Here is a 14,364-nt window from a genome sequence, read left to right as displayed (position 1 = left end):
CTCTACTGAACAAGCTGGTTGATCTCGAAGATCGGCAGGAGGATGGCGAGGACGATGGTCAGCACGACGCCGCCCATGACCAGGATCAGCGCCGGCTCAAAGAGGCCAACGAGCACACCGGTGGTGGTCTCCATCTCCTGCTCCTGGCTCTCGGCTGCCCGGCCGAGCATCTGGTTGAGGTCGCCGCTCGACTCCCCGCTGGCGATCAAGTGTACCGTCATCGGCGGGAAATAGCCGCTGCGCTCCAGCGAGCGGGCCAGGGAACCGCCCTCGCGCACCTCCCGGGCCGCCTGGTCGATGGCCTCGCGCATGGCCACGTTGCCCACCACCTGGCTGGAGATCCGCAGCCCCTCCAGGATCGGCACCCCGGAGGCGGAGACGATCGCCAGTGTCCGCGCGAAGCGGGCGGTGTTGGTGCCGCGCACCAGGCGCCCGATCAGCGGCAGGCGCAGGAGCAGTCGATCCCACCGGCGGCGTGGTCCGGGGCGGCGCAGGAACTGTGTCCCGGCCAGGAAGGCCAGTCCCAAGCCGATCCCGGTGTAGGGGCCGTAGTCCTGAACCGCCTCGCTCACGGCAATGAGACCAATGGTCAGCGCCGGAAGATCCTGGCCGATGTTGTCAAAGACCTGGATGACCTCCGGGACCACGTAGCCGAGCAGGGCGACGGTGACGAGGATCGCCATCACCGTCAGCAGAATCGGGTAGAAGAGGGCCAGCTGCACCTTCTGGCGCATCTGCTGGCGTTTCTCAGCGTACTCCGCAAGGCGCTCAAGGACGACTTCCAGGTGGCCCGACTGCTCGCCGGCGGCTACGGAGGTTCGGTAGATGTCCGGAAAGATGTGCGGGAAGTCGCCGAGGGCCTGGGCCAGGCTGTGGCCCTCGGTGACCCGGGTGCGCACGGCCAGCAGTACGCTCTTGAGCCGCTTGCGTTCGGTCTGTCGGGAGACGGTGCGAAGCACCTCCTCCAGCGGCAGCCCGGAGCGGACCAGGGTCGCCATCTGCCGGGTGACCAGCGCCAGGTCGCCGGCGCGAACCCCGCGGCGTGGCAGCAGGCGTGTGCCGCTCCCGGTGGAGGCCGCGCTGCGCTGTTCCCGCTCGGCGACCTCGTGGACGCTCAGCGGGGTGAGGGCCTGCTCGCGCAGCTGCGTCCGGATCTGCCGGGCGCTGTCGCCTTCCAGCACACCGGAGCGGGTGCGTCCGTTGGGGTCGAGGGCCTGATACTCGAACGCTGGCATCGCCTTCTAGAACAGGTCCGGCCGGCGCGGGGGGGCGTCGAGGTTGCCGCTTTGTCGCGGCGCCCCGGCGCGATCCCCGAACTCCGGCGGCAGCTCCATGAACGCCCGCCGCTGCGACAGAACGGGGATGTCTTCGTCGTCGAGGAAGCGCATGCCGCGGGCCCGGGAGGCGAGCTGACGATTGCGGATCAGGTTGTACTTGGGGCTGGTCAGCTCCCGGGCATCGTCGCGGTTCTCGATGATCCGCGGGCGCAGGAAGACCATCAGGTTCTGCTTCTGTGCCGCGCTGCTCTCGTAGCGGAAGAGCCAACCGAGGCCCGGGATGCTGCCCAGGCCCGGGACCCGGTCCGTCTGGCTCTCGGCCTGCTCGTCCATGAGGCCGCCAAGGACCATGATCTCGCCGTCGTCGACCATGGCGCTGGTGGTGATCGAGCGCATGCTGGTGACGATATCCTCCGCCTCGCCCCGCTCCTGGACGTCGGAGACCTCCTTCTCGATGTCCAGCTTGAGGCTGTCGCCCTCGTTGATCTGGGGGCGGATGCGCAGCTGCACGCCGACGTCCTCGCGCTGGATCGACTGGAAGTCTCGGGTGTCGCCGACCTCGCGCCCGGTGACGAAGGGGACGTTTTGACCGACGACGATCTCCGCCTCCTCGTTGTCCATGGTCATCACCGAGGGGGTCGAGAGGATGTTGCTGTCCGATTCGCTGGAGAGCGCCCGTAGCAGCACACCCAGCTCGCCGCCGCGGGTGGCGGCGCCGGCGGTGAGGCCGGATCCGAGGGACAGGTTACCCAGCGCATCGGTGCCTCCCGCCGCTGCGCGCCCGATGTTGGTCACAGATCCGCCTCCGGCCGCGTCGAAATTGACCAAGCCCACCCCCTGATCGCCGAGGGCGCCCCACTGAATGCCCAGCTCCTGGCTGCGCTCGGCGGAGACCTCGGCGATGATCGCCTCCACCAGGACCTGTGCTCGACGCACGTCGAGCCGGTTCACTACCCCGCGCAGCTTGGCGACCAGATCGGGCGGGCCATTGATGATCAGGGCGTTGGTCGCCTCGTGGTCGTGGATGCTGACGCCGGTCTCACCCTCCGGGCCGCGCGCCATCCCCTCGGCCATGCCCTCCAGGATGGGGACGATGCTCTCGGCATCGCTATAGCGCAGGTAGATCACTGCAGCGCCTTCCTCGTCCTCGAGCTCGGCGTCGAGGCGCTGGATCAGCTCCATGACGCTGGGTCGCCGGGCCGGGTCGCCGCCGACCAGAACGCTGTTGCTTCGGTCGTCGGCGGCAAGCAGTAGGCGGCGGCCGGCGCGCTTCTCCGGCTCGATGGCCTCGACCATCTCGACGATCTCGCTCGCCGAGCCGTGTTCAAGGGGGACCACCTCCGTGACGCCGGTGGTGTCCTGGTCGACGCGGTCGATCAAGCGCTTGAGCCGCCCGATGTTGCCAGCGGTCTCAGAGACGATCAGCGTGTTGGTCTCCGAGTAGGCGGCTAGTTCGGCCTCGTCCGAGATCAGCGGTCGCAGAAGGGGAATGAGCTCCGAGGCCTCGACGTGCTCAATGGGAATGACCTGGGTGACGAAGTTGTGGCCGCTCTCCGCAGTGCCGGGCTCGGGGACGGGGGTCTGGTCGCGCTTGGCGATGTTCTTGGGCACGATGCGGATGGCCCCGTCCGCGGGGATGGCGGCGAAGCCGTGGATCTGTAGGGCGGAGAGGAAGACCTGGTAGAGCTGGTCGTCGTCCACCGGCTGGCTGGAGATGACGGTGAGTTCGCCGCGGACCCGGGGGTCAACCACAAAGTTCCGCCCGGTGCGCTCGGAGACGAGCGCAATCACCGACTTGATATCCGCATCCTCAAAGTTCAACGTAATGCCGTCGCCGCGCTCCGCCCAGGCGTCATCGTCGGCGACAACGAGCATCGGCGCGAGCAGTGCCGCGATGAACAGGATGCGGGGCAGGAGGGGGCGGGCTGACTGAGTACCCCGTTCCGTCCGCGAATCAGGGAAACATTGACCGTGCATAGTTGCACCCCAGCGAGACGTGCAAAGGGGATGGGGGTGTCGATCCGCTGCCTACGATACCGTGTTCTGTCTCTGTTGACAGCCGGTTTGCTGCTCAGCGGCTGTGCAGCCCTCGGCGGTGGGTCCGCTCAGGAGCGCGAACAGGCTCGGTCGCTCTACGCCGAGGCGCTGGAGGCCGTCGAGCGCGGGGACCTCGAGGCGGCCCAGGGGATGCTCGACGAGCTGCAGGAGGCGTACCCCGAGACGCGGCACGCCCGTCAGGCGCTTCTCGAGGCTGCCTATGTGGAGTATCGCCTGGGGCAGTACCCGCAGGCGATCGAACGGGCCGAAATCTTCCATCGCCAAGCTGCCCAGACCGAGGAGCAGGCCGACGACGAAGATCTCCGTTACGCCCTTTATCTCCGGGCCGCCGCCGCGCACGCGCTGTGGGATGCCACGGAGGGCGAAGCGGAGCGGGACGCGGCCGGGGCCCGGCGCGCCTTTGGTTACTACCGAGACATCGTCCGCGACTACCCGGAGAGCGAACGGGCCGAAGAGGCCGCCCGGCGAATGAACGAGATTCGTAGCGATGTCGCCGAGGAAGAGCTGCGTCGGGCTCGGCGCCGGCTGGACGACGGCGCTTACGCCGAGGCGGCCGAGCGTGGGGCCTGGATCGCCGAGCAGTACCCCGGGCAGCAGGCCGCCGCCGACGCCCTGGCGCTGCAGGTCGATGCCCTCGAGCGGCTGGGCCGCGAGCGCGAGGCAGAGGCCACCCGGCGCATGCTGGAGATCAAGCACCCCGATCACCCGGCGTTGCGCTAGCCGCCATGCGCCGCACCCTGGCCCACCTGGCCGCCCTTGCGCTGCTGCTGCAGCCGATGGCCGGTGGGGTCTACTCCTTTTGAGTCGGCAACAGGGCCAGGAGCCGCCGGACCCAGCGCTGGCGGTGTTCCTCGGCGGCGACCCACTCGGCGATGGGCGGGCTGACCGCGTAGTACGCCGCCACCAGCGCCCGGCCGGGCGGGTGGGGCATCAGGTAGTCGTCCCGGAAATCGCGCAGCGCCTCGACCTGGTGCGCCTGCTCGGAGCCGTAGGCGGCCGTGGCGATGAAACACCGCTCATCCCGCTCGGCACTGCTGAAGCCTGCGAACTGCTCCGTCACTCGGTTCAGGGCCTGGTCGGTCTCGACGGTTCCGGCCTCCGTCCAGCGCGAGTTCGGTTGCCCGTCGCTGCCCAGGGCGCGGATGCGGTAGCCGAGCAGGGTATCGCTCGGGGCGCTGCGATCCCGGTACCGATCCCGGTCCGGCTCGACGGTGGCCACATGCCGGAAAGTCCCCTCGGCGGTGTCGAAACGCTCGATGCGGTAGCCCCGGGCGGTGGGGCTGGAGGACAGCCAACGCAGCTCCGGGATGCCGGAGGCGGTCTCGATGCTGACGTGGCTCGGCGGAACGGGGGGCACCGTATCCGGATCAGCGCCCAGGGCTGCGGCGGCGTCGAGCCGGCCCCCGGACAGGGTCTTGGCGGCCAGCTGTTGGCCGGCGCTGTCGCCGAGCGGGTTCCCATCGCAGCGTGGCAGGCTCGGGTCGGCGTCGCGGTCGCAGGCCACGGACCCGAGTAGCCGCTCACGGATCGTGAGGTGCGAGGCCTCCGACCCGGCCTGATCGAGCAGCAGCGCCGCAACCCCGGCGACCATCGGGGTGGCCATGGAGGTGCCCGAAAGCTCGTCGTAGTCATCCCCGGCCACGGTGCTGTGGATGCCCACGCCGGGCGCTGCCAGGTGGACCGTTTGCCGCCCGAAGTTCGAGAAATCGGCCAGTTGGTCGCTCGGCTCGCCCGCCGCGGTCTCCCTGCTGGCGGCCACCGCGATCACGTTATCCAGCGGGTAGCCTGCCGGCAGCGCGACCGTGCCGGTGTCGTTGTCGTTACCGGAGTTGTGTGCCGCTGCCACGAAGAGGATCCCGGCCTCGCCGGCGTCGGCAACGGCCTCGCAATGCAGGCGCGAAGCCCCCTCCATGGTATCGGCGAGATCCGCGCAACTGGTAGGCAGGGGGCCGTCGTCGGTACGGCTCGCCGTGTAGGCGTAGCTGGCATTGAGGACGTCCGTCCCCTGCTCGATGGCGTAGTCGATGGCCTCGATGGCATCGGCGAGGGTGCCGTCGTCCAGTGACCCCAGGAACTTCAGGGCCTGGAGTTGGACGGATCGGGCGACGCCGGTCATCTCGTCGCTGTTCGCGCCGATGATGCCGGCCACGTGGGTCCCGTGTCCCCGATCCGAGTCGTCGTCCGGGGGGGTGTCCGGATCGATGAAGTTCTTCCCGCACTGACCGTCGCCGTCGTCCCAGGTGTTGTCGGCCAGGGCCGGGTGGTCGCACTGGATGCCGGTATCCAGGATGCCGACGATGGTGTCCCCGGCCTTGCGTTCTGCTGTCTCCAGCTCGGTGAGGCGGATGCGCTCCTGCCACCACCCGTTGGCATCGCTCGCGGCGTCGGCAGGCGCCGCGACGCGCTCCACGTACCGGTTGGGCTCGGCGTGCTCCACGTGGGGATCGTCGCGGTATTTGCGCAGGGCCTCCTCGCGGTCGGCGTAAGGCGGTAGCGGCACGACCTCGAACCGACCCCGCTCATGGCGACGCTTGGTGTGGCCGCCGTAGGCGCGGTGGGTGGCAGTGCGGACGCCCTCCGCCACATCCGGCGCGAACCGTACCAGCAGCTCTTGGGGTGATTCAGCGGACGACGACGGGGAGTTCGGCGGCGCGCCCTCGGGGGCACTCACCGGGCCGGGGCCGGCCAGCAGCAATGCGCCGCCAAGGGCCAGGGACAACCGGCTCGGCCGGTTCATGCGCGGATTCCTCTGGATAGCGACTGGTACTGCAGCATGCCAGCGATCGGGGTCGGTCGGGAATCCCTAGGGGCTGCAGGGTTCGGCAAGGGAGGCCCCCGCTCATGCATACTAGGAACCATTAAGCCCGGTCTCGGGCCTGCCAGGAGGCGGCATGGCTGACCCCGCGCTAACCCGACGTTTCGCAGTGCTTCGCCCGGTCAGGCTGGCCCTTGGCGCCCTGGCGTTGCTGATCGCCGGGTGCAGCGGGGCCGGCGAGTCCCAGGTCTGGCGGGGCCAGCAGCACGACGCCGAAGGCCCGGCCTGCGTGCTCATCGAGTCCGGGGCGCAATGGGACGAAGCCTGGGCTCAGGTGGGCGAGGACCCGCCGATGGAGTGGCCCGGGGGCCGCGCTGTGGGCGTGCTGTTCCTGGATAAGTCCCGTCCGTCAGGTGGTTACCGGCCGGAATTGGAAGGAGTGGCGGATGGCGAGGTCCGGGTTCGGGTGACGCCTCCGGATGGCCCGGCCACTACGGTGATCAGCCAGCCGTGGCTGATCACCGTGGTCCCGGAGGGCGGTGTCTCCCGCGTAACCTGCCGGACGCCCTGAAGGGTGCGGTCTAAGCCTGGCGGGACGGGTCCGCACGCCCCTGTGCCACCTCGCGCGCCCGGCTGTTGAACTCCGCCAGGAATGCGCCGAAGACGCCGAGCATCAGGCCCAGTACGCCGGAAAGGGCTACGATCAGGCTGCCGTCTTGCCCCGCCGAGCCGCTGGGTACCGCTAGGGCGGAGGCCTCCGTTGCGCGCAGCTCCTGGCCCTGGGCGGCGTACTGTCGGATCTCTTGTTTCTTGCGCCGAATCTCGCGCTCGAAATCGTCCTCAAAACGCGCTAGGCGCAGCTCACGCTGGGCGATCTCACGTTCAGCAGAATGCACCTGCTTCTGATGCTCTGTCTCGAAGTGGCGAAGCTCCGAGCGTTTTTCACTGACGCGGCGCTCCGCAGCGGCAACTTCGCGGCGGAATTCGCGCTCGAATTCGTCAAGGTCCGCTGCTTTCTCCTCCAGTCGTCGCTCCGCATCGCGGATCCGCTGCTGGTTCTGTTGCAGTTGTTCATCGAGCCCCAGCCGCTGCTCCTCGAGCCCGAGTACCAGCTCCTCGCGTACGTTGGTCAGATCCTGCTGCAGCTCGGCGGTTACGTTGCCGCGTAGCAGAAAGCCAAGGGCAGCGGGGCTATCCGTAAGCATGCCTTGCCCTTCGGTTTCGGCACCGCGGAAGTCCTGCATCAGCCCCTGCAATAGCTCTTGCTGTTCCTGGAGGAAGCTGCGGCGTTGTTCCAGCTGTTCGATCCTCGCTTGCAGGCGGTCCCGATTGGCGATCAGCGCGTCCCGTTCCTCTTCGGCGGCTTCCCTCGCGTGCTCGAGCTGTCGGCGGCGCCGATCCTCGTTTTCTCGGAGGGTTTTGAGCTCTGCCTCTGCCTCCTCGAGCGCGTGTGTCAGCTGCTCCTTGCGCTGTGCGCCGGCGCTTTCCAGACGCTCGAGTCGGTCCTTGTGTGCTTCGACTCGATGCTCCGCCTCCTGTCGACGTTCGGCGCGCTTGGCGCGGAGCTCTTCCAAGTCCGCATCCATCGACTCCAGCCGGGCCTCGAACCGGGCCTGCCGCACCTCCAGGCGGTCGTTGTGCCGATCAATGATCTGCTGGATCAGATTCTGGTGAATTGAGGAGACCACGTCGGCCCGATCCTCCGGGGCAGTAGACTGGAGGAAGACGAATCCGCCCGGCGCATCCTCCTCGGGCACGGAAACCTCGACGCCGGGGAAGGATCTCCCGTGCTCTTGGGCGAGCTCGTAACGCACCAAAGGAACCAGCGATTCGCGCAGCCGCGTGGCCACCTCGGCGCGGTCTTCGAGGGTTGCCACATCGTCGCTTCCGGTCGGGTACGTGCCGATTTCCAGTGCGCTGACGTAGCGCTGTCCCGGCTCATCGAGATAGGCGTAGGCTGCACCACCGACGACGCAGACCAAGAACACCCCCGCGATGACCCACTTGCGGCGCATCAGCACCAGCCACAGGTCGATCAGGCTGATCTCATCGTCGCGCGGGTCTTGCCACTCGGCCGGGAAATCGGCGTCACGCCGGTGTGCGGGAGGGAGATCGCGATGCTCTCGGTCGTCGGCCATCCTTACCAGTCCGTTCTCTGTCGTAGCGCAGGGTTGCTTGAAGCCGCCTAGGTTAGCGCATCCAACACGGCCCCGTGCACTCCACCTGCTCGCTTATGCGCCGCCGTTGGCTGCTTGCACAGTCACGGGGCTGCGCATAACCTCGGTTCTATAAACTGCTGCGAGTGTCTATACCGACATGACCCCCAAGATCCTCAGCGCTTCCCCCCGCGGCTTCCGTCTGCTACTGCTCGCCGGTCTGGCTGGCATATTGATGGCCTGTGGCGACTCGGATGATGACGACGATAATGGGAACGGCGACACGCCTACGGCCACCCCGTCTTCCATCCAGTTGGAGGCCCGATCAGGGCAGCGGGAGGTTGTGCTTTCGCTCGACGAAAACACGAGCGTGAATGACTCGCTGGAGATCCTTTGGTCACAGGATCCGGATTGTGATTGGGGGGCCAATCATCAGTTTCAGTGCGGAGAAGGGAGTGGATCTGCGGTCCTCAGCGTCGAGGAAGATTTTGTCGACATTGATGAGGAAGCCAATGAGGTGACGATCCGTGCCGATGAAGATGGGCTGACTCCGGATCGTCCCCATTTCTTTGTGGTGCAACACGGCGGTGAGCAGAGCAACCGAGCCGCTGCCCGCCCTTACGTGCTCCGTTTTGACGGCAACATCTATGCGACCGTGGAGCAGGGAGGGTATCTCTACGCCGGAGGGGCGTTCACTCAGTTGAGAGTGCAAACCGGCGGCGGGGTAGCGGTCACTGCTCGAGATGGTGAGCCTGTTGGCGGGATTCCGCAGATCACCGGGTTCTCGGCTGCCGTGTACGCCGTCGAACCCGATGGTGACGGTGGTTGGTTCATCGGCGGTGATTTCGAACGCGTTGCGGGAATTCAGCAGCCCTTCGTGGCCCATGTCGATGCGGACGGCGTCCTCAGCGAAGACTGGTCGCCGCGTTTGGATGGCCCGGTGCGCGCCCTTTCCCGGAAGGGGGATACGCTCTATATCGGAGGGGACTTCAGCGAAGCAGAAGGAGAGCAACGCTACCAGTTGGCGGCCTACTCGACTGGTCAGGGCGAGTTGCGGGATTGGAAGGCCCGGGTCGAAGGCAGCGAAGGCAGCACTGCCAGAATCAATGCCCTGGAGAGCGTGGATGGCGCGGTTTATGTAGGCGGCGAGTTCTCCCGCATTTGGCAGCATCCCGATGAGGATAACGATGAGGCTCGGCCCCATTTGGCGGCCTTCGATGATGAAGTCGGTCGTTGGCGAGACGGGTTCCGGGGCCAAACCCTGAGTAGTAACGATGTCGTGCACGCTATTGCCCTATCCGGACCGAATGTCTTCGTCGCCGGCGAGATAGAGAGCGAAGACGCTGCGGGTCTCGCTGCCTTCCGCGCACTCGGCGAGAGTAACTCGGGCGAGCGCGTAGGTGAGGAAGGCTGGCCAGGAGGCTTTGATCTGGATGGCGCGGGCACGGCTTACGACCTGGAGGTCACGGACTCCCATCTGCTGGTCGCTGGTGACATCGATGGCTATGTCACGGCCTATGACCTATCCGATGATGCTTATGGGGAACGCGACGAAGACTGGCTTCCAGCCTTCTCGGGGCCCGTGCGTGCCATCAGCCATGATGGTGACACCGTCTATGCTGGCGGCTCGTTTTCCGACGTAGACGAGCAGAGTCGTTCGAATGTGGCCGCTTTCTCCCGCGATGCGGATGATAAGGCCACCCTGCGGGAGTGGAATCCCGGTGCCGGAGGCGAGGTTCTCGCATTGGCGGCACAGGGTGATGAGGTCTACATCGGCGGCGATTTCCGTCAGGCGAGTGGGTTCCGGCGGGAGCACCTGGTTGCCATGGAACGCGATACCGGCCGGGTCGCACTTGACTGGACGCCCCGCGTGGACAACACGGTTCTGGCCCTAGAGGCTTCGGAGGATAGGCTGTTCGCGGGCGGTCGATTTGAGAACATTGGCGAGTATAAGCGCCGGTATCTGGTGGCCTTCCCCAGCGACGATCAAGGGGAAGACGGCCCCGGTTTCGTGCCGGAACCCGGGGATGCCTTCCCGGCGCCCAACCACTTCGTCTATGCACTCGCCCATGACGGCAACGAGACGCTCTTCGCTGGTGGGGGGTTCTGGCAGGTTGACGATGAAGAACGGGGTCGCTTGGCCGCATTTAACCTTAATGGTGGTGGGCCGTCCCTCGAAGGATCCTTCAATCCGCAGCTGAACAGCACCGTCGATAGTTTGGCCTACGTAGACGATAAGCTCTACGCTGGCGGGACCTTCACCCAAGCCGACAACGAGGATGTTGGACGGGTGGCTAGTTTCAACGTGTCGTCTCGGAGCTTGGATGATAGCTGGGGTGTAGGGGTCGGCGATGGGGCGGTCAATGCCATCAGCGTGGCTGACGACCGGGTCTATCTTGGGGGATCGTTCGACACCGTATGGAAAAGTGACTCGGGCGATGAGCTGGTGATTCGCCCCCTCCTCGCCAGTTGGGATCATAAAGGAGAACTTCAGAAGTGGGATCCGCAGCTTGAGGGGGGAGCCGTGAGAACCATCCAGCACGCTGGGGACGACGATGTGCTATATCTGGGCGGACAATTCGACAGGGTGGCAGGCAGGCCGCGGGGCAATCTGGCAGCCGTACGCTCGGGTAGCGCGCAGCTTGAGGGCTGGGAGCCCAGCGCGAACAGCGAGGTGTATACTTCGGTGCTTTCGGGCGCCGATGGCGCAACGCCTCTCCTCTTTGTGGGAGGAGCGTTCTCGGAGATCAGCGACGCTCTCCGGAGCCGCCTGGCGGCCATCCGCGCAGACGCAGGGGAGGGGGATCGGGCCGAAACGAAGTGGTGATCCCCCGGCAATGGGCCTAATCTGCCTAAAGAGCCGGTCTGGCTGCCGCCCCCGAGCAGCATGCGTGGGCCCGCGTCGGACGGCTGACCCCGGCCACCAAGAGCAGGGCCCATGATCGATCGCAAGCGCGCCTTCCGCACCACCATCCTCGCCCCGGTCTTCTTCCCCGCCATCGCTGTTGCGCTGCTGCTGATCATCGGGGCGATCAGCAGCCCGGACCTGGCCGGGGCGTTCTTCGAGGACTTGCTCGCCTTCATCACCGAGACCTTCGGCTGGTTCTACATGCTGGCGGTGGCGGCGTTCCTGGTCTTTCTGGTGGCGGTTGCCTTCACCCGGTGGGGCCATATCAAGCTCGGGCCGGAGCACGGCGAGCCGCAGTACAGCTTCCCCGCGTGGTTCGCCATGCTCTTCTCGGCGGGCTACGGGATCGTGCTGCTCTTCTTCGGCGTGGCCGAGCCGGTGCTCCACTACGCCGATCCGCCCCGGGGTGAGCCGGAGACGATTGAGGCGGCGCGCCAGGCGATGCAGATCGCCTTCTTCCACTGGGGCTTCCACATCTGGGCCATCTACGGCCTGGTGGGGTTGGTGCTGGCGTACTTCTCGTTCCGCCACGGCCTGCCGCTGTCGATCCGTTCGGCGCTCTACCCGCTGATCGGCGATCGCATCTACGGGCCCATCGGCCATACGGTGGATGTCTTCGCCATCCTCGGCACGCTGTTCGGCATCGCCACCACGCTGGGGCTGTCGGTGGCGCAGATCAACGCCGGGCTCAACTACCTGTGGCCGTCGATCCCCACCAGCACCACGGTGCAGGTCATCGTCATCGCGGTGATTACGGCGCTGGCGACCATCTCCGTGGTCGCCGGCCTGGACAAGGGCATCAAGCGGCTGTCGATCCTCAACATGATCCTCGCCGCAGCGCTGATGCTCTTCGTCTTCCTGGTCGGCCCGTCGATCCTGATCGTGGAGACCTTCCTGCAGAACACCGGCAGCTACGTCAGCGGCATCGTCGAGCGCACCTTCAATCTCGAGGCCTACGAGCGGCGGGAGTGGATCGGCAACTGGACGCTGTTCATCTTCGGCTGGACCATCGCCTGGGCGCCGTTCGTGGGCATGTTCATCGCCAAGATCAGCCGCGGGCGGACCATCCGCCAGTTCGTCGTCGGCGTGATGCTGGTGCCGACGCTCTTCACCTTCCTGTGGTTCTCGATCTTCGGCGGCACCGGCCTGAACCTGATCATGAACGAGGGCTACGAGCAGCTCATCGGCCTTGTGCAGGAGGACGAGGCGGTGGCCCTGTTCCAGCTCTACGACATCCTGCCGTGGAGTGCCCTGGCGTCGTTCGTCACCGTGATCCTGATCATGACCTTCTTCGTCACCTCGTCGGACTCCGGCTCGCTGGTCATCGATCAGCTCGCCTCCGGCGGCGCGTCGGTGACGCCGGTCTGGCAGCGGGTCTTCTGGGCGGTGCTCGAGGGCGCGGTGGCGGCGGTGCTGCTCATCGCCGGCGGATTGGCGGCGCTGCAGACCATGGCGGTGACCAGTGCCCTGCCGTTCGCGGTGATCATGCTCATCGCTGCCGGTGGGCTATGGCGGGCCCTGATCATCGAGAGCCACCACGACACCAGCCTGCAGAATCACGTCCAGCGCCGCCAGCGCTACGGTACGCTGCTGTGGAAGAAGCGGCTCTACGAGCTGTTCGACTTCCCCACCCGCGACGACGTGATGGCATTCATCCGCGGCCCGGTGGTGCAGGCCCTGGAGCACGTTCAGAAGGCCCTCGACCAGCGCGGCTGGCCGGCCAAAGTGGTGCTCGATGAGGATCACGGACGGGTCTACCTAGCGGTACACCGCGACGGGTTGATGGACTTCCTCTACGACGTGCGCCTGACCGAGCGCCCGCGTCCGGCCTTCGCCTACCCGTCCATCGATCCCTCGGGCGGACCGGCTGAGGTCTACTACCGCCCGGAGGTCTACCTGCGCCGGGGCGGGCAGTCGTACAGCGTCTACGAGTACAACGAGCAGGAGATCATCGACGACGTCCTCGATCACTTCGAGAGCTATCTGCAGTTCCTCGACTCGGCGCCGGCCACGCTGCCGTGGGCGACGGAGGCGCACGACGAGATGATCGACGCCCCGGTGGGTGGCAAGGGCCGCGGACGGGGGTGATCAGGCCGCCGGCTCGCCCGAGCGTTGGCCGAGCACGCCGGCGTAAAGGGCCAGCGTCTCCCGCGCCGTGCGCTCGACGGTCAAGCGGGTGGCGATGCGCTCGTGGGCGGCGGCCCCCAGACGACCCCGCAGCGCCGGGTCGGCGACCAGTTCGCGCAGGGCTGCGGCGAGCGCGTCCACATCGCCCGCCGGGGTGACCCGGCCGCTGACGCCGTCCTCGACCAGCTCCGGGTTGCCGCCGGAGTCCGAGACCACCGCCGGGATGCCCTGCGCCATGGCCTCGATGATCGCCCGCGGCAGGCCCTCGCGCCGCAGGGAGGGCAGGGTGGCGATGTCGAAGGCGCCGGCGATCTTGGGCGCATCGGCCCGGTAGCCGGTGATGCGGATGCGATCCGCCGCCGGGCTGTGGGCCGCCGCCTGCTCGATGGCGGGGTACTCGATGGGGCCGATCAGCACCAGGTGGGCGTTGTGCTCGGCGGGGATCTGCTCGAAGGCGCGGATCAGCTCGACGATGCCCTTGCGCTTCTTCATCCGGGCCACACAGCCGATGACCGGTGCGCCCTGCGGGATGGCCAGGTCGGCGGGCAGGCGGGCGTCGGGCTGCTGGTACCACGCCGGGCGGTGGCCCTTGTGGATGGTCACCACCCGCTCCGGACGGAACAGCCGGGTCCCGGGCAGGAAGGGTTTGTCCAGGAAGTACCGGCGGATGGCCTCGCAGACGCAGACGATGCGCTCGATGCGCGGGTCGAGGAAGGAGAGCCAGGAGAACGGGTCCCAGTAGCTCAGATTGCCGATGATCCCCCGGTAGGCCACCACCGGCACCCGGGGCAGCCCGACCGCCGCCAGGTTGTAGTTGGTCAGGGCGATCTTGTAGTAGGCGTGCACCAGGTCGAAGGTCCGTTCCCGGCGCAGCCGGCGCAGCGCGGCGATGGCTGCCCGGTCCGCCTTGCTGCGCATGGCGACCGGGATGACCTCCAGCCCGGCCGCCTCGAAGCGGCCGCGCATGGGCGCATCCGGCTGGCAGACGATGGTCGGGACCACGCCGTGGCTGGCCATCTCGATGACGCTCTCGCTCTCGGCGCGGTCGGTGGTGTCGAACAGGTACAGGACTCTCACTGCGGG

9 protein-coding genes are annotated in these 14,364 nt (G+C 67.1%); 4 read left to right on the top strand and 5 right to left on the bottom strand.

Features of this window, described 5'->3' with window-relative positions; translation table 11 throughout:
* Positions 1-2: 2 nt before the first annotated feature.
* Together gspF and gspD are read right to left on the bottom strand one after the other, a co-directional pair.
* Complete coding sequence (gspF, locus tag HHAL_RS11970) at positions 3-1,235, bottom strand: type II secretion system inner membrane protein GspF (RefSeq protein WP_011815156.1); 1,233 nt, start codon at positions 1,233-1,235, stop codon at positions 3-5.
* 6 nt (positions 1,236-1,241) lie between these two features.
* Positions 1,242-3,254 carry a type II secretion system secretin GspD gene (gene gspD / locus HHAL_RS11965; RefSeq protein WP_011815155.1) on the bottom strand — a complete coding sequence of 671 codons (2,013 nt, stop codon included), beginning with the start codon at positions 3,252-3,254 and terminating at the stop codon, positions 1,242-1,244.
* A gap of 75 nt (positions 3,255-3,329) precedes the next feature.
* Here gspD and HHAL_RS11960 point away from each other — a divergent pair, with 75 nt between their 5' ends.
* Positions 3,330-4,055, top strand: a complete 726-nt coding sequence (locus HHAL_RS11960) for an outer membrane protein assembly factor BamD (RefSeq protein ID WP_187147864.1) — start codon at positions 3,330-3,332, stop codon at positions 4,053-4,055.
* 70 nt (positions 4,056-4,125) lie between these two features.
* Here the strand turns inward: HHAL_RS11960 and HHAL_RS11955 are convergent, their stop codons facing one another.
* Complete coding sequence (locus HHAL_RS11955) at positions 4,126-6,072, bottom strand: S8 family peptidase (RefSeq protein WP_011815153.1); 1,947 nt, start codon at positions 6,070-6,072, stop codon at positions 4,126-4,128.
* 154 nt (positions 6,073-6,226) lie between these two features.
* On the opposite strand from HHAL_RS11955, the gene HHAL_RS11950 reads away from it, so the two are divergent.
* A complete protein-coding gene (locus HHAL_RS11950) occupies positions 6,227-6,661 on the top strand; it encodes a protease complex subunit PrcB family protein (protein WP_011815152.1) in 435 nt (144 codons plus the stop codon).
* 10 nt (positions 6,662-6,671) lie between these two features.
* Here the strand turns inward: HHAL_RS11950 and HHAL_RS11945 are convergent, their stop codons facing one another.
* Entirely contained in the window at positions 6,672-8,228 is a 1,557-nt protein-coding gene (locus HHAL_RS11945; protein WP_011815151.1) for a Wzz/FepE/Etk N-terminal domain-containing protein, read from the bottom strand.
* 178 nt (positions 8,229-8,406) lie between these two features.
* On the opposite strand from HHAL_RS11945, the gene HHAL_RS13375 reads away from it, so the two are divergent.
* Complete coding sequence (locus HHAL_RS13375) at positions 8,407-11,073, top strand: hypothetical protein (protein WP_011815150.1); 2,667 nt, start codon at positions 8,407-8,409, stop codon at positions 11,071-11,073.
* A 111-nt stretch (positions 11,074-11,184) separates the two neighbouring features.
* Positions 11,185-13,242, top strand: coding sequence for a BCCT family transporter (locus tag HHAL_RS11930; protein WP_011815149.1), 2,058 nt, complete (start codon positions 11,185-11,187; stop codon positions 13,240-13,242).
* Here the strand turns inward: HHAL_RS11930 and HHAL_RS11925 are convergent, their stop codons facing one another.
* Complete coding sequence (locus HHAL_RS11925) at positions 13,243-14,358, bottom strand: glycosyltransferase family 4 protein (RefSeq protein ID WP_011815148.1); 1,116 nt, start codon at positions 14,356-14,358, stop codon at positions 13,243-13,245.
* Positions 14,359-14,364 lie beyond the last annotated feature (6 nt).

Source organism: Halorhodospira halophila SL1, assembly GCF_000015585.1.
In the GTDB taxonomy this organism is placed as follows: Bacteria; Pseudomonadota; Gammaproteobacteria; order Nitrococcales; family Halorhodospiraceae; genus Halorhodospira; species Halorhodospira halophila.
This window is presented reverse-complemented; position numbering and strand designations above follow the sequence as displayed.

What these genes read in the sequence shown, in the direction of transcription:
- gspD (WP_011815155.1), bottom strand. Translation starts at nt 3,254, where the DNA reads ATGCACGGTCAATGTTTCCCTGATTCGCGGACGGAACGGGGTACTCAG.
- HHAL_RS11945 (WP_011815151.1), bottom strand. Translation starts at nt 8,228, where the DNA reads ATGGCCGACGACCGAGAGCATCGCGATCTCCCTCCCGCACACCGGCGT.
- HHAL_RS11955 (WP_011815153.1), bottom strand. Translation starts at nt 6,072, where the DNA reads ATGAACCGGCCGAGCCGGTTGTCCCTGGCCCTTGGCGGCGCATTGCTG.
- HHAL_RS11930 (WP_011815149.1), top strand. Translation starts at nt 11,185, where the DNA reads ATGATCGATCGCAAGCGCGCCTTCCGCACCACCATCCTCGCCCCGGTC.
- HHAL_RS11950 (WP_011815152.1), top strand. Translation starts at nt 6,227, where the DNA reads ATGGCTGACCCCGCGCTAACCCGACGTTTCGCAGTGCTTCGCCCGGTC.
- HHAL_RS13375 (WP_011815150.1), top strand. Translation starts at nt 8,407, where the DNA reads ATGACCCCCAAGATCCTCAGCGCTTCCCCCCGCGGCTTCCGTCTGCTA.
- gspF (WP_011815156.1), bottom strand. Translation starts at nt 1,235, where the DNA reads ATGCCAGCGTTCGAGTATCAGGCCCTCGACCCCAACGGACGCACCCGC.